At 59.0% G+C, this 18,453-nt stretch carries 13 protein-coding genes; 6 read left to right on the forward strand and 7 right to left on the reverse strand.

Features of this window, described 5'->3' with window-relative positions; translation table 11 throughout:
* Positions 1-6 precede the first annotated feature (6 nt).
* The 7 genes from ACQKP2_RS07785 to ACQKP2_RS07815 form a co-directional block, all read right to left on the reverse strand.
* Positions 7-1,260, reverse strand: a complete 1,254-nt coding sequence (locus tag ACQKP2_RS07785; RefSeq protein ID WP_427575680.1) for an aspartate aminotransferase family protein — start codon at positions 1,258-1,260, stop codon at positions 7-9.
* 49 nt (positions 1,261-1,309) lie between these two features.
* The gene (locus tag ACQKP2_RS07790) at positions 1,310-2,734 is read right to left on the reverse strand and encodes a gamma-aminobutyraldehyde dehydrogenase (RefSeq protein ID WP_427575681.1); all 1,425 of its coding nucleotides are present in this window, start codon (positions 2,732-2,734) and stop codon (positions 1,310-1,312) included.
* A 79-nt stretch (positions 2,735-2,813) separates the two neighbouring features.
* Positions 2,814-4,145, reverse strand: a complete 1,332-nt coding sequence (locus ACQKP2_RS07795) for an APC family permease (protein WP_427575682.1) — start codon at positions 4,143-4,145, stop codon at positions 2,814-2,816.
* 10 nt (positions 4,146-4,155) lie between these two features.
* On the reverse strand, positions 4,156-5,313 hold the full coding sequence (locus ACQKP2_RS07800; protein ID WP_427575683.1) for an iron-containing alcohol dehydrogenase: 1,158 nt from the start codon (positions 5,311-5,313) through the stop codon (positions 4,156-4,158).
* 220 nt (positions 5,314-5,533) lie between these two features.
* Positions 5,534-6,409 (reverse strand): alpha/beta fold hydrolase, encoded by an 876-nt coding sequence (locus ACQKP2_RS07805; RefSeq protein ID WP_427575684.1) that lies wholly within the window; start codon positions 6,407-6,409, stop codon positions 5,534-5,536.
* A complete protein-coding gene (locus ACQKP2_RS07810; protein WP_427575685.1) occupies positions 6,406-7,932 on the reverse strand; it encodes a flavin-containing monooxygenase in 1,527 nt (508 codons plus the stop codon). The genes ACQKP2_RS07805 and ACQKP2_RS07810 overlap by 4 nt, the downstream gene beginning before the upstream one ends.
* Before the next feature lie 421 nt (positions 7,933-8,353).
* Positions 8,354-8,935 carry a TetR/AcrR family transcriptional regulator gene (locus ACQKP2_RS07815; RefSeq protein ID WP_427575686.1) on the reverse strand — a complete coding sequence of 194 codons (582 nt, stop codon included), beginning with the start codon at positions 8,933-8,935 and terminating at the stop codon, positions 8,354-8,356.
* A 426-nt stretch (positions 8,936-9,361) separates the two neighbouring features.
* Here ACQKP2_RS07815 and ACQKP2_RS07820 point away from each other — a divergent pair, with 426 nt between their 5' ends.
* The 6 genes from ACQKP2_RS07820 (at position 9,362) to ACQKP2_RS07845 (ending at position 18,450) form a co-directional block, all read left to right on the forward strand.
* Positions 9,362-10,249 (forward strand): phytanoyl-CoA dioxygenase family protein, encoded by an 888-nt coding sequence (locus ACQKP2_RS07820; RefSeq protein WP_427575687.1) that lies wholly within the window; start codon positions 9,362-9,364, stop codon positions 10,247-10,249.
* 66 nt (positions 10,250-10,315) lie between these two features.
* Complete coding sequence (locus ACQKP2_RS07825; protein WP_427575688.1) at positions 10,316-11,683, forward strand: FAD-dependent oxidoreductase; 1,368 nt, start codon at positions 10,316-10,318, stop codon at positions 11,681-11,683.
* A 90-nt stretch (positions 11,684-11,773) separates the two neighbouring features.
* Entirely contained in the window at positions 11,774-12,421 is a 648-nt protein-coding gene (locus ACQKP2_RS07830; protein ID WP_427575743.1) for a hypothetical protein, read from the forward strand.
* 513 nt (positions 12,422-12,934) lie between these two features.
* Entirely contained in the window at positions 12,935-14,356 is a 1,422-nt protein-coding gene (locus ACQKP2_RS07835) for a DUF1329 domain-containing protein (protein WP_427575689.1), read from the forward strand.
* Between the two features lie 24 nt (positions 14,357-14,380).
* A complete protein-coding gene (locus ACQKP2_RS07840) occupies positions 14,381-16,027 on the forward strand; it encodes a DUF1302 domain-containing protein (RefSeq protein ID WP_427575690.1) in 1,647 nt (548 codons plus the stop codon).
* Between the two features lie 8 nt (positions 16,028-16,035).
* A complete protein-coding gene (locus ACQKP2_RS07845) occupies positions 16,036-18,450 on the forward strand; it encodes an efflux RND transporter permease subunit (RefSeq protein WP_427575691.1) in 2,415 nt (804 codons plus the stop codon).
* Positions 18,451-18,453 lie beyond the last annotated feature (3 nt).

Raw genomic sequence — 18,453 nt, forward strand, 5'->3', positions numbered from 1 at the left:
ATGCAGTTACTTGTTCAGCGCTGCCGCGACTGATTCGCCGAATGCTTTCAGGCCTGCTTCAAGCTGATCGGTCGGGGTATTCACAGGTGGCATCAGCTTGATGATTTCACCGTTCGGGCCGCAGCGATCTACCAGTACACCCGCCTGCAGCGCGCGCTGCTGGGCATCCTTGGCGAACGCAACGTTGCCGCGGCCGAAGTCGATGCCTGCGATCATGCCGCGACAGCGCGCGGACGCTACGCCAGGAGTCTCTGCGAATCCGGCAACCTCGCGCTCCATCGTCGCGCAGTTGTCGGCAAGCAACTTCAGGAACTGCTCATCGCGCCAATAGCCGAGCGCGATCCGGGCTGTGAGGAACGCCAGCTGGTTGCCGCGGAACGTGCCGATGTGATCGCCGGGTTGCCATACATCCAGCTCAGCGCGAATCAACACGATCGCCATTGGCAGGCCAAAGCCGCCGATCGATTTCGCACAGGTGACCAGATCTGGCTGAATCCCGGAACGCTCGAAGCCGAAGAAGTCGCCGGTCCGGCCGCAGCCCGCCTGGATTTCATCGCAGATGAGCAACACTCCGTGATCGCTGGTCCACTTGCGCAACCGTTGCAACCATGTATTGGATGCCGCATAGACACCCGCCTGGATCTGGACGGATTCCACGATCACGGCCGCAGGGAGTTCCGATCCGCTGCCCTGGTCGTTGGCCAGGCGTTCGAGGAAGCCAATGCTGTCGAACTCGCCGTAAGGGCTGTCTTCGTACGGAACGAAAACCACGTCGCTGGACAACCCGGGGCCTCGGCGAGTCCGGTTGCCGGTGATCGCCAGGGCCCCGGCTGTCATGCCGTGGTAGGCACCGTAGAACGATACGATCTTGGTGCGCCCGGTTGCCTTGCGCGCAAGCTTCAGTGCTGCCTCGACAGCATCGGCACCGGTTGGACCTGTGAATTGAACCTTGTAGTCCCAGCCACGTGGCTTGAACAGGTCACGCTCGATCGACTCAAGGAACTGACGCTTGGTGCTGGTGTGCAAGTCCAGGCCATGGGTCACGCCGTTAGCCGAAAGATACTCGATCAGGGCATCGCGCATGCGCGGGTCGTTGTGGCCATAGTTCAGGGCGCCGGCGCCGGCGAAGAAGTCCAGGTATTCGCGGCCATCCTCGGCGTGGATCCTGCTCCCTTGAGCAGTGTCGAATACCAGTGGCAGGTCACGGCAATACATCCGCACGTTGGATTCGAGTCTCTCGAAAGTCTCGATGTTGTTCATACATAACCTCTTGAAAGTTCCAGGCAGCGTTGTTCATGGGCTTACGGTGTCAGTGCTTGAACATCACATGCCGCACCACGGTGTAGTCTTCGAGCCCGTACATGGACAGGTCCTTGCCGTATCCGGATAGCTTCACCCCGCCATGGGGCATCTCGCTGACCAGCATGAAGTGTGTATTGACCCAGGTGCAGCCGTATTGCAGGCGTGCGGCCAGTCGATGGGCTCGCCCCACATCGGCAGTCCACACCGAAGAGGCCAGGCCGTAGTCCGATTCATTGGCCCAAGCCAGTACCTGGGCTTCGTCCTCGAATGGCGAAACCGTCACCACTGGGCCGAAGATTTCACGGGACACCACCTCGTCCTCCTGCCGGGTGCCGGCCAGGACCGTAGGCTCGAAGAAGAACCCGGCACCCGCGGCGCGCTTGCCGCCCGTGACGACCTCGATGTGGGGAAGCTCCCTGGCACGGTTCACAAAGCCCTCGACACGTTCCAGATGCTCTTGGGTGATCAGAGGGCCCATTTCGGTTGCCGGGTCATCCTGAAGTCCGCATTTGATGCTGGACACGGCTTCGCCGAGCTTGCGAACGAACTCCGGATAGACCGCCTTCTGTACATAGAGGCGGCACGCAGCGGTACAGTCCTGGCCTGCGTTGTAGAAACCGAAGGCGCGGATGCCTTCGACGGCGGCGTCGATGTCGGCGTCATCGAAGATCAGCACGGGCGCCTTGCCACCCAGCTCCATGTGCATCCGTTTCACACTGTCGGCCGTGCCTTCGATGATCCGGCTGCCTGTACGAACGGAGCCAGTCAGAGACACCATGCGAACCTGAGCGTGGCTGGTCAACGGTTCACCCACCGAGGCACCTCGCCCATGGACGATGTTGACCACGCCGGCGGGGAAGATGTCGGCGAGCAGTTCCCCCAGTTTCAAGGTGCTCATCGGGGTGTGTTCCGAGGGTTTCAGTACAACGGTGTTCCCGCCGGCCAATGCCGGGCCGAGTTTCCACGCGGCCATCAGCAAGGGGTAGTTCCACGGCGCGATGGAGGCGACGACGCCTACCGGGTCGCGACGGATCATCGAGGTGTGGCCCGCAAGGTACTCGCCCGCCGCCGAGCCCTGCAGGCAGCGAACGGCGCCGGCAAAGAAGCGGAACACGTCCGATACGGCGGGCAATTCGTCCTGCAGCACGGCAGCGAAAGGCTTGCCGCAGTTGTCCGCTTCCAGGCGTGCGAAGTCCTGCGCCTGTGCGTCGATGCTGTCGGCGAGCTTGAGCAACAGTGCCGCACGGTCCTTGGGAGGTGTCTGTGACCAGGCTTCAAAGGCCGCATCCGCACTCTGGACTGCGGCATGGACCTGGGCGCGACTGGCCTCGCTGGTCTGTACCAGTACACGGCCCAGGGACGGGTTGTACACGGCCAGGTTTTCGCCTTCGCCGGCGACGAGGGCGCCATTGATCAGGAGTTTTGTTTGCATGTCGTTACTCACCATTGAGCGGCAAGGCCTGTGGCTTGCCTTGTGGTTGTCGTCAGAGCGTTCGATTGGAAGGTGGTCGCTATACCAGAGCGTCAGGTACCGGGTTGCGGAAGAGGCTGGTTCGGCAGGCGAGATAAACCGCACCCAGGCCAAGCCAGCTGCAGCCCATGATCAGTGCGTCTTTATCCAGGCTGGCCAGCATCCACCCGGCGGTGACCAGGCCGATGAGTGGGAAGAGCACGCCGCGCAACAAGCCGGCCCCATCCTTGACGCGTGCATCGAAGGTGAGCCGCAACGCGCAAAGGTTGACTGCAGTGAAGGCGAGAAAAGCGCCGAAATTGACCAGTGACGTCGCGGTGGCAATCGTCAAGCCAAACCCTGCGGTGCCAAAAACACCGCAGAGCAGGATGTTGAAGGCCGGTGTCTTGTAGCGAGGGTGGAGGGCACCGAACAACGCTCGTGGTAGTTGGTTGTCCCGGCCGAGGGCGTACAGCAATCGACCCACGCTTGCCTGGAACGACATCCCTGCGGCGAAGTGGGCGATGATGATGCCCGCCAGGACCACTGCGAAGAACAGGTCTCCCCCGATCATCCGGGCAATCTCGAAGGCGGCACCATCCAGATTCTCGAACGTGAGAGAAGGGTGCGCCAGGTACATGAAGTACGAGGAGCCGACGTACACCGTGCCGCCGATCAACGCGACCAGCAGGATGGCACGCGGAAGCGTCCGGCCTGGGTCGCGGGTTTCCTCGCTCAGCGTGGACAGCGCGTCAAAGCCCAGAAAGGAATACGCGGCAATGGCGGCACCGGCCATGGTGGTGGCGAACGGCACGTCCTGATCGAAGAACGGCCTGGCCGACAGCAGCCCGCCAGGACCGTTGGCAGCAACGATGTAATGCCCGCACAGCCCGATGAACATGGCGATGATGACAAGCTGAACCACCATCAACAGCACGTTGAACCGGTTGGCCACCTGAATGCCCAGGACATTCAGCAGCGATGTGGAGACGATGAACCCTGTGATCCACACCCACTGGGGTACCTCTGGAAATGCCATGTTGAGGTAGCTGGCGCCGAGCAGCCAGATCAGCATCGGGATGAAGAAGTAGTCGAGCAAGGCAGCCCAGCCCACCATGAACCCGAGATTCGCGCTCAGCATCTTGCGGGTATAGGTATAGGCCGAACCGGCTACCGGGAACACCTTGACCAGCCGGCCGTAGCTCAATGCCGTGAAAATCACACCGGTTGCGGCAACCAGGTAGGCCATCGCCGTGGTGTTCCCGCTTGCTTGCGAGATCACGCCGTAGGTGCCGAAGACGATCAATGGGGCCAGAAATGCCAAGCCGAACAGCAGAACGGAAAACGGGCCCAGGGTGCGCCTCAATGAGGCGTTGGAAGTCGATTGAGTCATGACGGGCACCTCACGCTACGAACTTGTAAGCGGTGGTAATAATGTCGTGGTAGGCCTGCACGGACATTGCCTTGGCATTGCTGGCGTCTGAAAAGTTCTGCTTGGACTTTTCGGCAATGGTCAGGAAGTCTTCCTCGCGCACACCCCTCACCTCGGCGAAGCGGGGGATGCCCAGGTCCTTGCTCATCTGGAACAGGCGGCCGACAGCTGCTTCGGCGGCGTCGACCGGCGAAAGCGTGGGATCGATCCCCAGCGCGTAGGCAACCTGGGCGTGGCGGACGATATCGGCATCACGGTTGTGACCGAACACAAAGGGCAGGAAGATCGCGTTGCCCACGCCGTGCGGCGTGTCGTACATGCCGCCGATTGCCTCGGAAATACAGTGCACACTGCCTACGTCCGCGTTGCCGAATGCCATGCCGGCGATCAGGCTGGCCACCAGCATTTGCTCACGGGCTTGCTGGTTGTCCGGTGCTTGCACTGCAGCCTTGAGATGCTCACTGATCAGGCGGATGGCATGCAGCGCCAGGCCGTCGCTGATCGGGTTCGATACGCGACAGGTATAAGCTTCGATGGCGTGGGTGAGGGCATCCATCCCAGTCGCGGCGGCAATTGACGACGGTAGGGTGTTGGTGATGTGTGAATCGAGCAGGGCCAGCACCGGGCCGATTCGATAATCCAGGACATTCATCTTGAAATGACGGGCGGTGTCGGTGATCACTGAGAAGCATGTCACCTCGCTACCGGTGCCTGCTGTGGTCGGGATGGCGACGATAGGCGGTATGGCATGCTTGAGCGTGAACGACCCTTCGTAGTCCTCGATACGACCTTCGTGAGTCAGCAGCAGGCTGATGGCCTTGGCCGCATCCATCGCGCTGCCGCCACCAACGGCCAGCAAGCCATCGATACCTTTACCCCGGTACATCTGGGCAACGTGGTTGATGTCTTCGCTGCGAGGGTTTGCCTTGACGTCCGATATTTCATCGAACGCAATCCCCGTTTTTTCCAGGCTGGCATAGACGCCGTTCAGTAGACCTGCTGCCTTCACCCCGGCATCGGTCACGATCAGGATGCGCTCAAGGCCAAGCTCACGCAGATGCTCGCCGGTGCGCTCACGCAGGCCTGGTTCCATCACGACCTTGGTGGGGAGTAAGAACTTGAATTCCATACGTACCTCTTGCTCAATTGTTGTCATTGTTGAAAGGGCAGTTGAGGAGCACCCGCGCCGGGCCGTCGTAACAGCTCAGGCGTGTGATGTGTGGCTTGACGGTTGCGCACAAGCCGTAGTCTTGTTGTTTTGTGTTCGGGTGGAACGTGCTGCGGGAAGCCTCCAGTGGGATAAAAAGAGGGGCGGCCAAGCGACACACCCCTAAAAAAGGGAAGCAGTGCTAACGCATGTGTCCTGCCAGAAGGGATTGCAGCGTGCCTGACAGGCAAGACGGGAAGTCATGCCCCATTCCAGGCAACAGGACCAAGCTTGACCGACGAATCGCCGCGGCCGTGGCGAACCCTCCGTCGGTCGCGACCATGCGGTCTTTATCCCCATGGATGACCAGCGTGCTGCAACAAATCTGCTGTAGCTCCTTGGTGCGGTCACCTGAGTTGATGATTGCGCCAATCTGCCTGGCGGTACCGAGGTTGCTCGCCTCACCACCACCTCGCTCCCAGGCCTCCATGGCATAGTCACGCATTGCTTGCTCATTCCACTCGAGTGTCGAGCCAATCAGACCCATGATGTCCAGATAGTCCCTGACGCTTTCCTGCTGATTGCGCGGAGGGCGGCGCAGAAGCTGTAAAATGGCTTTTAGCGCTGGTTGGCCTACGCGCAGCGAGCCGGTTGTCGAGAAGATGGAGGTGAGGGTCCTGACGCGCTCCGGGTAACGCGCGGCGAGTGTCTGGGCGATCATGCCTCCCATCGACATCCCCACGACGTGCGCCGTTTCCAGTTTCAAGCCGTTCATGAGCCCAATCACGTCGCTGGCCATGTCACCCAGGTCATAACCGGGAGTCCGCTTGCGCAAGAACTGCTGCATGACCGTGGGGGGCGTCACTTTGGTAAAGAACGACCTGCCCGAGTCACGGTTGTCCAAGGTGATGACGCGCCATCCCTGCTCAACCAGGCCGGCTATGAGCGGTTGCGGCCAGTAGGTCAGCTGCAGCCCCAGGCCGACGATCAGAATGACCGCCGGGGCGTCTTCGGGGCCGTGGCTGCGATAGCAGAGCTTGCGTTCCCCCGGTAGCTCGCAAAAGCGATCGGTGCTCATTGGCGGCTACCTTGCTGCTGCAGCACGACGTCGGCGTGCAAGGGCGCATTGGGCACTGTCGTGAACGCGAGGCACTTGTCGGCCACTGTGTCGCGGCGCAGCACTTTGACATCGCGGAAGTAGTCCATCGACATCACCCACGGCTCGCGCGGCCCTTGCCGCGGCATGCTGTCCAGCGCGCGTTGCACGTATCCGGCACCAAAGTCCAGCAAGGGGCGGGTTTCAATCCCGTCCGGCGCCTTGGGCTCGCAGACGTTGTAGCCTTTGCGCTCCATGAACCCCAGCAAACGACAGAAGTGGTCGCACAGCAGGCAGACTTTCAAGGTCCAGGAAGAGTTGGTGTAGCCCACCGCAAACGCGAAATTGGGTACGCCGGAGAGCATCATGCCTTTGTAAGCGAGGGTCTCGCTGAGCACTACCGGTTTACCGTCCTTGTGCAGGGTAATGCCACCGAACAGCTGCACGTTCAGCCCCGTGGCGGTAACGATGATGTCGGCCTTCAGCGTCTTGCCCGATTTGAGCAATACACCGGATTCGGTGAACCGCTCGATATGATCGGTGACGACGTCGGCTTTACCCGCGCTGATGGCTTTGAACAAATCGCCTTCGGGTACAGAACACAAACGCTGATCCCAAGGGTTGTACGGCGGGTTGAAATGCACGTCGACCGGGTAGTCTTTTGGCAACTCCTTGCGGGTCAGCCACAGGAGCAGTTTCCGGGAAAGCTTGGGGAAGCGCTGGCAGAATCCCCAGAAGGCCAGGGTAATCTTGGCGTTCTTGTAGCGCGTCAGGGAGTAGGCGGTTTGCGCGGGCAGAATTTTCCGCAGAAACGCTGCAACCCCATCATTGGCGGGCTGATTGATGATGTAGGAGGGCGTACGCTGCAGCATGGTGATGCTGGCAACCTTGTCCGCCATGGCTGGAATGAGGGTCACCGCCGTTGCGCCACTGCCGATGACTACGACGCGCTTGCCCGTGTAGTCCAATTGCTCTGGCCAGTGTTGCGGATGAATGATTTGTCCCTTGAACTGTTCGGTGCCCTCGAAGCGAGGGCTGAAGCCCTGGTCATAGCGATAGTAACCGCCTGCGCTGAACAGCCAGCGGCATTCGATCATGCGGATCAGCCCCGTGTGGCCATCCTCTACGCGCACCGCCCACAGGCCCTTGTCAGTTTGCCAGTTCGCCGAGATGACTTTCTGCTTGTACTGGATGAAGGGGTCCAGCTCATGCTCGTCGATGGCTTCACGCAGATACTCGAGAATGTCCGCTGCGTCGGCCAGGGACTTAGCCTTGGTCCAGGGCTTGAAGTCGAAGCCGAAGGTGTACAGGTCCGAGTCGGAACGGATGCCGGGATAACGAAACAGGTCCCAGGTGCCGCCCATTCGCTCACGGGACTCGAGAATTGCAAAAGCCTTGTTTGGTTGATTGCGTCGCAGGTAGGCCGCCGCGCCGATGCCAGACACACCGGCTCCCATGATCAATACATCGAGCGGCTCAACCGGAAGAGCAGTGTGAGAGGACATGTCGCCTCCTTTTTGTTGTGTTATAGAGACTGATCTATTGACTTGATCACGCGACCAAGAATAGGGCTGCCGATTGTGCGTAGCAAGGTGCAAAATGCACCAGGTCAATATCGATTTGGGATGATTTGCACCTGAGTGGCCTGGGCCGTTGACCAGATCGGCCATCAAGGAGGCATCGTGATTGAGGTGCTGGGAGCGGGGCGCTCCTCTAGCCGTAGGTAAAGTGCATGTTCTTGAAGGTGGGAGTGGCGTTCACGCCAGACCTTCGTGAGGAGAGAGTCGCGTCGTTACTACGAAAGGTGTGGGGGCGGTGACCGGCGGGCGAGTGAGCGACAAGGTACGCTCGCCCGCCGGCCTGTCAAAAACCTTCCAGACGTTCGGATGCCGTGGCGCGCCGAAGTACAGCGTGCCCGGATGGGTCTCAGTAGCTGGCCACCAGCAGCTTTACCGCCTGGCAGGCCGTCTCGGTCTCGATCTCCAGGCGCTCACGGTCGCCATGGGCAGACCACGCGAGCAACAAGCCGTCGAAGAGGTTGATAAGCAGGCGACTGATGGTGGTCAGTGCCGTCTGATCCAGTGCCGCGCCGGTAACCTTTTCGATGGCCTGTTGGGTCGCATCGATGGAAACGGTATAGATCTTGGCTGCCATGGCCGGGTTGTTGCGCAGGTTCCAGAAGAAGAGTTCGAACTGTGTGGTGGCCAGTTCAGGGTGAGCGGTGAACCACTGGACCAGCTGGCGCAACATCTCCCCCACCGATTCTGCTGTCGTGGCGCCTGTTGGAGCAAGCTGCAACGACTGTTGCGGCATGTTGATCAAGGACTCGTAGACCGCATAGAACAACTCGTCCTTGGTGTGGAAGACATAGTGCAACGAAGCCAGCGGAGAATCTGCCGCCGCTGCGATGCGCCGGGTGGTGGCGTTGGCTACCCCGTGTTCCGCGATCACCTTCACGGTGGCCTCAATAAAGTCCTGCCTGCGCTCTTCAGCACCTATCCGAGCCATTGAACGTTCTCCTTTTTCGGTGTTGCCGCCGGCCCTGGTCCGGCGTCGAGGGTTACGAATGCTATCGCAAGGTCACTCTTCAATCCATGAGTCGATGCGCTCCCTTTTCCAATGGGTATGAAGGCACTCGGTGTGCGATAGCCATTCCAGGGGGAGAGGCGCAACAAGGTACGGCCGCACCCTCGTCGCGTTGAATTGAAAAGGCATCGACCGAGGCTGAATAGCCACATGTAAATAATATGATCAAACGACTTGATCAAATGACTATATTCGATAATTATGAAATCTCCAGCTTGGCATCGCTGGTCTGCGGTGGCGAAGCAATCGGAAAGAGAGCCGCCACTGTGGCTAGCAGTGGGTGAGCTGAGCCTGGTTGCCCCGGCTCACTGAATAGAACAATGACAAAATCAGACAGGTAGAAAGCAGATGGATACACGAAAACTCTCGACGGTCAGCAGCGATACATCGATCGAGCAGGTGGTGGAGATCATCAGGCGTGACGGCGGGGTCATCATTTCCGACTTTGTCTCACCAGCAACGCTGAAGTCCCTTACCGAAGAGCTGGACACCTACTTGAATGTCACGCCTTGTGGAGTGGATCCTTATTTCGCAGGCACGCAGACACGACGTGTCGCCCGCATCATCGGGCGCAGCGACACGGCCGTGGAGTTGGCACTGAACCCGCTGTTCATCGGGGCCGCCAGGAAGATCCTGCAGACACCTACCCACGTCTGGGTGGGGAGCGATCGCGTCGAGATCGAGCCTGACATTCAACTCAGCATTACCCAGGCGATTCAGATTGGTCCGGGCCAAGGCCTTCAACCACTGCATCGTGACGATGCCACGTCGCTCTGGCGGCACCCCCAGTACGGTCGTGAGGCCCGGCTGCAAATCATGCTGGCCATTTCAGATTTCACCGAAGAGAACGGTGCAACGCGTGTGATTCCCGGTAGTCACCAATGGGATGACGAGCGAATGCCGACCCAGGAAGAAACCGTCGCGGCGGAAATGAAGGCAGGCTCCGCACTGCTATGGATGGGGTCGGTGTATCACGGCGGTGGCGCCAACACCTCTGCGTCTCCTCGCACCGGCCTGACGATGGCTTATGACCTGGCCTTCCTGCGTCTTGAAGAGAATCACTTCCTTTCCATTCCCGTTGAACGCGTTCGCCAGCTCCCTGCAGAAATGCAACGCCTGTTGGGCTGGAGTGTCAGCTCCACGCTGCTGGGTTGGGTGGAAATCGATGGCCAGATGCGAGACCCGCAAGAGCTCCTGGGCATGTCTGCATTCTCCGAGCCGGGAAAAGGGTTCTGACGATCCCGCGCAGCCATGGGACGGCCCATGGTGGGAGCAGCGGTCCATATTCTGGGAGTCATGTAAATGAATGCGTTGAACGAAGCAGCCCACGGTGACGCAGCGCCGTTGAAGTTTCGCAGTCTGGGTGGATGGATAGAGCGGCCGGGCGATTTGCAGCCAACGCTCAAAGGACACGCGCAGGCCGATGTCATTGTGGTCGGCGCCGGCTTTGCCGGCCTGTCGACTGCGTTGGAGCTGAGGGCGCTCGGGGCGGATGTCATCGTGCTGGAGCAGGAGTTCGCGGGTTTCGGTGCCAGTGGTCGCAACGCGGGCTACCTGCTAGGCAGCATGGGGGTCGAGTGCGATGTCTTCGTCAATCGGGTGGGGGTGGAGCAGGCAACGCAGTTCGTCAGGTTCTACGACGAGGCCGTGCCCTACGTTGAAGGCCGATTGAAAACATTGGGTATCGACTGTGACTACAACCCTTCGGGCGTGATCCGGGCGGGTGTTCATCCCAGCCAGGAAAAACGCTTGCGGCAAAACATGGCGCTGGGTCAGAAACTGGGGGCGGTGACCCGCTTCGTGGACGGTGCCGAGATGCGTGCGCGGGGGATCCCGCCTGCCTTTCTGTTCGGCACAGAGCAGTGCGGCGGCACCTTGAATCCTGGGAAATACGTCGGCGGTCTGCGGCGTGCGGCCATCGAGGCGGGTGTGAAACTCTACGAACGCACGCCATTGCTTTCCTTCAGCGAAGGGCCAGTCATCACCTGCAAGACTGCGCACGGCAGTGCAACCGCCCCGGTGATGGTACTGGCAACCAATGCCTATACCCCTCAGCTGGGGGTGTTGCGCAACAAGGTCGCGGCGATTCGGGTGTCGGCAATCGAAACGCAACCGCTATCGACGGAGCAGCTGGCTGCCCTGGGGTGGCAAGGGCGGGAAGGGATCATCACGCCGCACTACACCATGGAGAGCCACCGCCTGACGGCGCACGGCACCATGGTGTTGACCGTAAAGAAGTTGGGTTATGCCTACGGCTCGAGGACGCCCAATGTCCCTGACCAAGGCGCCTACACGGCATTGGCACAGGTACTGCGCGAGCGCTATCCGGCATTGCAAGGCGTTGGCATCCAGCACTGTTGGAGTGGTTACGTCAGTGGCGCCTATGACTTTCTGCCGGTGATCGGTGCAATGGGCGCGAAACAGAATATTTTCTACACGACCGGCTGCGCGGGTCACGGGCTGGCTACTCAATCGTTCGTAGGATCGCTTTTTGCCGCGCAAATCAACGGTAAAGCGCCTGAGTTGCTGGCTGCGCTGCAACACAAGACACCGTCCATGCTGCCCGAGCCATTGCAATGGTGCGCCATACAGTCTGCGTTTGCGGCGGCCAAGTTGCTGGATGCATGGACTGACAGAAAAGTGCGTCAATACAAAGCCATGAAAGGCTGAGCGCAACGCGAAGTAGTCGCCCTGTGAAAGTTGCTGCAGGAAAGTGATGCGTCCCTATATAAAGAGGCTGTTATCGTGGAACTGAGAGATTTGTTTGCGCTGGTCTCATGCGTAATGCTGGTGGTGTGCGGCCTATATTATGGCGCGGCATTTATTAAACGTAAAAACTATCTGCTTGGTGTGGAGTTTTTGATTGTAGGGATCTCTGCGACGAACTTCACGACCTTCATCGCTACAGGCTGGCAAACCAATTATAATATTGCCATCTTTCTCGATGCGTTTTCCCGAGGGGTCGGAGTACCTATTATTGCAACACTCGGGCTGATGGCGGTAACGCACAATTACAAGCCGTCTGCCGGGAAGGACGCCCTCCTGTTTTTGGGTGGTTTTATCGCTGCGGTCATTTACTTTCTGTCGAGTGCATTTAAAGAGTCACTTCCCTATTTCTATGTACTGATGTGGTCGGCTTACACGTTATACCTGTCCTACTTTACCTGGCGGCTAGCGCGTGCAGGCGAGCTTCTGCATGCGGTGGCCACCAGCCTGGGCGGGGCGGCGGGGTTGACGGTGGCACTGCGGTATGACTTCTTCCCGATTCCGGGTGATGACACGAAGATGATCTTCATGACCTTCGCCTTCCTGACCTGGTCATATTCGATTGTGCAGTTGTTCTATGCCTATTGTGCACTTCAGCGTTCAAGGAAAGTGTCTTCTCGCGCAATGCTCCATTCCAGTTGAGTCGTTCAACAGGTGACGCGCTTTTCTGTTACTGACTGTATGCGTCGCTTCAATGTAGACAATGGTTTTAGCTCAGATGCAACTCCATGGCGGGCCGAAAGCCTGCTTCTTTACCGCCCCTCGGGGCGGTTTTTTTATGGGTGAATCAGCCGTACTCATTGGTACCAGTTGGATGAGCGATAAATATATAGAGGTCGGGCGCAATTAACCTCTGCAAGTTACGAAGAGTGCTTATGTCTAAGTGGTGCTCCATGGGCGAGCATCTATTGGTAACACATGTTTCTTTAGTTCCCATGATGGCGCGGGAAAGTGGCGGGCATGGATCGAGAAATAAATCTAACTAGCTGATTTATCTAGTGTAATCCACTAATTCGAATTTCTGGCATATGGATTGCGTGTTGATCACCTGACATGATCAATTGATCATGTCAGGTGATCAAGATTTGCAGGCGCCGATTTTCCCATCCGGAAGGTCGAGCAGCCGGTCCAACCCCTTTGTTTGAGGATCCTCCAATGAAAGAAGTAACTGCACGGCCGGAAGGTGAAGTATCCGTCCGCCGTATTTTCAGGCAGCTGCTCGCTACTCTTGCGGCATCGACCGCGATTTGCTCGGTTCAGGCTGCGACCATGGGGCCTGAAGCGCTGGGCTCGAAGCTGACTCCTCTGGGTGGTGAGATCGCAGCAAGTTCGGGTGGGGACATTCCGACCTGGACGCAACCTGGTCAGCAGGGGACGGGATGGAGCTACGGCCAGGTACGAGGGGAGCACTGGAAGTTCAAGGGCGATAAGCCCCTCTACAGTATCGACTCGAGCAATGTGGCGCAGCATGCGAGCAAGCTGTCACCTGGTCAGCTTGAACTGTTCAAGAAAGTTCCAGACTATCGCATGGATGTCTATCCGACCCGTCGTACCTGCAGCGCTCCAGACTTCGTGGTCGAGAACACCAGGCAGAACGTTGGCTTCGCCAAGCTTGATTCTACTGGTGTCGCCCTCGAGGAAGCCCATATTCCGGGTATCCCGTTCCCCATGCCCAGCACCGGTGCCGAGGTGATGTGGAACATGAAGATGCGCTATCGCGGCGTTGGCGTCGAACTCCCACGGAGCATTTCCGGGATATCGCCGCGCAAGGGTGGGGAATGGTTACGCCAATCGACAGACACGGTCTTCTTCACACCATGGGGCAAAAAGGGGAGTGCACTCTTCTCATCTGTCGGTCGCCTGGAAAACGCCACCTTTTTCAGCTTCCAGGAACCCGCTGCTCTGGCCGGTCAGGCCGCGGTGCAGACTGCCGTGGCCGGCGAACAGGCCACTACCTTCTACTACTTCCCTGGCCAGCGTCGCGTGCGGCGCATGCCGTCCTACTCCTACGACGCGCCGCAGATTGGCCTGGACAACCAGTACACAGTCGATGAAGCGAACGTCTTCTTCGGGGCAATGGACCGCTTCGACTGGAAACTGATTGGCAAGCAGGAACTGCTAGTGCCTTACAACGTTTTCGGCGCCTATGACACTTCCGCCAAGGCAGAGAGTTTTGCTGGCAACGACTCGGTTGCGCCGCAGTCGCGTCGCTATGAGCTGCATCGCGTCTGGGTGGTCGAGGCCAATGTCCGCCAAGGTATGCGCCACCAGGCGCCAAAGCGCATGTTCTATATCGATGAGGACAGCTGGAACGCTTTGATGGCCGTTGACTATGACAAGCAAGGGCAGATCTGGAAGGTGCGCGAAGGGCTCTCGATTCCCGTGTACGAGACGGGTGCTTGCGACGTGGAAGCCCAGGTCCAGTACAACCTGGCCGATGGTCGTTATCTCTTCGATATGACATCGATCGGGGCGGGCAAGAACGATATTCGCTGGATCACCGACGAAAGTGGCAACCCCCGCCTGAAACGCGACTTCTTCACCTCCGATAACCTGCGAGCCATCAGCGAGCGCTAACACGACGTCAGATCGAGAGCCAGCATGAATAAAATAATTACGAAAACGTCAGGCTTTGTCATCGCGTGCGCAACCCCATTGGCAATGGGGTTCACATTTGAAACCGAAACTATCCGTGGTTCGTTCGACTCCACGATCACCGCAGGCATGGGCGTGCGTACGGAGTCGCGGGGCTGCAACCTGATCAACCAGGGAGCCAGCGGGCACAACGTGCCCTCTGGCTGCCTGGCACAGACCTCGGGTGTGGCTGACCAGGGCGACCTGAACTACGACCGGGGCGATCTCTTCACCAACTACCTCAAAGGTACGCATGAGCTGTTGCTGAAGATGCCCGAGGACTTCACCCTCATGGCGCGAGGCTCCTGGATCCGCGACTTTGCCGCAACGGATACCACTGGCACGCTGTCGTTCAACACGCCCGAGAGTGTCGGCAGCGACGGCCTGAGCGACAACGCTCACGACGACCTCGCCTTCAAGGCTCGCCTGCTTGATCTGTGGGTGAGCAAAGGCTTCGATCTGAGCGGGCAGCGGGTCCGGGCTCGCTTGGGCAATCAAGTGATCAACTGGGGCGAAAGCCTGTTCGTGGCCGGTGGTATCAATAATACCAACGCCTACGACTATCAAGCCTTGGCGCGTCCTGGCGTGCAGCTCAAGGAAGCCGTGCTGCCGGCGCCAATGCTTAGCGTCGCGTCGGGCCTGGGTGCCGGGGTGAATATCGAGGCTTACTATCAATTCGCTTGGAACAAGAGCGAATTGCCACCGGTGGGCAGCTACTGGTCCACAACCAACGGACTCGGTGCGGGCAAGGGGGCATACGGCTTCTCCGACAAGGACGCTCGCGATAGCGGCCAATGGGGTATTTCTCTGCGTTGGCAACCGGAGGACAGCGACGTCAACTACGGACTCTACGTGATGCGTTATCACGACAAGCTGGCGTCACTGAGTGTAGACATTCTTGATCCGAACACCTTCGCGGCGGCACCGATCTGGAGGTATCAGGAAGATCGAATGCTGTATGGCATCAGCGCCAACATGCCGATTGGCGACTGGGCGGTCGGAACAGAGCTGTCGTACCGACCGAAGGACTCCGTACCGCTCAACCCTGCTATCGATCTGTGTGCGAACAATGGTGGCAAATGCTGGAAGGACGAGAAGAAATTCCAGTGGCACCTGACAGGTCTGTATAGCTTTACCCCTTCCAACTCCCCGGCGCTTCTCGAATTTACCGGGGCCAGCACGGGCACCTTGCTGACTGAGTTGGTGGTCATCAAATACCCGGGGCTGCATGACGAGGTCAATGGTGAGCCAATCGCTGCCGGCCTGAACACATGGCAGCTGGACCCCGCGACACCGCCGAAGGCGCATGGCGACAAGACCTCATCGGGTATCAATCTGGACCTCAGTCTGACCTATGACGGCACATTGTTGCCGGGGTGGCAGGTTACGCCTGGCGTCTTCTACTCACGGTCGCTGGGGGGACGTACACCGAACGTCACCGCAACCTTCACTGAAGATGCGAGCAGCATGAATCTCTACCTTAACTTCGTGCGAAACCCAGCCAGTTGGCAGATTTCTCTCAACTACGCGAAGTTCATGGGGGGCGATACCCCCTACGACCAGCTGTACCGTGACCGCGACTATGTCGGTGTCGCGATCTCCCGCACCTTGTGAGGCCTGCCGTGAACGGTTCTGTAAAACTATCTGAAATCCGGGCGCGTGGCGTGCTATCACGCGTCGAGGGCGTCTTGTTCGGGCATCGCCGGCTGGTGCTGGCGAGTCTGGCCGTTTTCACTCTGATCATGGCCTGGTTCGCTGTGCAACTGCGCATGGATGCTGGCTTCGAAAAGCAATTGCCGATAGGCCACGAATACATCAAGACATTCGAGGCGTACCGCAATGACCTGCTGGGGGCGAATCGTTTGACCATCGTGGTCAGGGCCCGCAACGGCGGTATCTGGAGCGCCCCGGGCCTGAAGCGGCTCTACGACGTCACCCAGGCGGTTACCTTCCTCCCCGGTGTTTCCCGCAGCAGTGTGCGTTCGTTGTGGACGCCCAATGCCTTCGTCAACGAGATCACTGAAGAGGGATTCCGTGCCGATCCACTGGTGCCGGGAACGGTGTCTCCCGAGCACTTGAATGACGAGATCATCGCCACGATCTCCAACTCCACCGCGCAGGGAGGCTTCATTGGTACGCTGGTTTCCCGTGACCAGAGCAGCGCGATGATCACCGTGGAGCTCAATGAGTATGACGCCAACGGAGCCCACCTGGACTATGTCGCTTTCAACCATGTGCTGGAGAAACAGATCCGCCAGCAGTTCGAGGATGGCGACTTCGAAATCCAGATCATCGGCTTCGCCAAGCAGATCGGTGACATCGCTGACGGTGCTTCAGCCGTATTGGAGTTCTGTTTGTTGGCCTTGTTGCTGACGGCGGGTGCGGTCTACTGGTATTGCCACTCGCTGCGCTTCATGCTGCTGGCGCTGGTGTGTTCGCTAGCTTCACTGGTATGGCAATTCGGCAGCCTGCGCTTATTGGGTTACGGCCTCGATCCGCTGGCGGTCCTGGTACCCTTCCTGGTATTCGCCATCGGGGTCTCCCATGGTGTGCAGCAAATCAACTTCATCGTCCGTGAAATCTCCATCGGCAAAAGCGTTGAGCAGGCGGCCCGCTCAAGCTTCAGCGGCTTGCTGATCCCTGGGACGCTGGCGCTGGTGACCGCCTTGGTTTCCTTCGTGACGCTGCTCTTGATCCCCATCCCGATGGTGCGGGAACTGGCCATTACTGCGTCTCTGGGCGTGGCTTACAAGATCATCACCAATCTGCTGATGTTACCTTTGGTGGCGTCATTGCTACGGGTCGATGACAATTACGCCGCCGCGCAGGAAATCTCGCGACAGCGCCGTACACGCTGGCTGCACGGCCTGTCTCGGCTCGCCGAGCGACGCAACGCGCAGTGGGTGCTTGGCGTTGCACTGGTCGTGTTCCTGGTGGCGATCTGGCAAAGCCATGACCGGGTCGTTGGCACATTGCAGGCGGGTGCGCCGGAGTTACGCGAGGACTCACGCTTCAATCGTGATGCGGTCTCCATCGCCAGCAACTACGACATCGGTCTGGACTGGCTCAGTGTGGTTTTCGAGGTCGACCGGAACACCTCCGGCGAAGACGCCACGGTTGCTTGTGAAAATGTGGCGCTGGGTCAGTATCAGGATCGCTTCGTGTGGGCCATGCAGGGGGTGCCTGGCGTACTGTCGATCAATTCCTTCTCCACCAACATGCGTCAGTTCAACGAGGGATACAACGAAGGCAATCCAAAGATGGCCGCGGTTCCCATCGATTCGATGAACTACGCCGCGCTGGCCACCGAGGTTGCACGTACGCCTGGGCTGACGCGTACCGACTGCAGCATGTCCGCCGTACACCTGTATCTGGCAGATCACAAAGCCACCACCATCAACAAGGTGGTCGAAGCCACCAAGGCTTTCCGAAGCGAGTATCCGATGCCTGGCATTTCGGTTCGCCTAGCTTCAGGCAACGCCGGTGTCCTGGCAGCCATCAACGAAGAGGTGGAGAAAAGCGAAACCCCCATGTTGCTTTATGTCTATGCCGCCATCGCACTGCTGGTGTTCGTTGTCTATCGCGACTGGCGAGCGGTCCTGGTGTGCTGTCTGCCTTTGACCATAGGTACTTTCATTGGCTACTGGTTCATGAAGGAACTGCAGATCGGCCTGACCATCGCCACCTTGCCGGTGATGGTGCTGGCGGTTGGCATTGGCGTCGATTACGCCTTCTACATCTACAACCGCCTGCAACTGCACCAGGCCCATGGCCAGTCGATCACCAAGGCGGTCGAGTACGCGCTGCTCGAGGTAGGTGTCGCCACTATTTTCACCGCAATCACCCTGGCAGTCGGCGTCGCCACCTGGGCGTTCTCCGATCTGAAGTTCCAGGCTGACATGGGCAAGCTGCTCGCCTTTATGTTTATCGTCAACATGGTCATGGCCATGACCGTGTTGCCGGCCTTTGCCGTATGGCTGGAGCGGGTGTTCCCGCGTAGGCGCCCTGTGCGCATGATCGGTGCGCTTGTGCACTAAGGA

The sequence above is a fragment of the Pseudomonas sp. NPDC089569 genome (assembly GCF_050280625.1).
In the GTDB taxonomy this organism is placed as follows: domain Bacteria; phylum Pseudomonadota; class Gammaproteobacteria; order Pseudomonadales; family Pseudomonadaceae; genus Aquipseudomonas.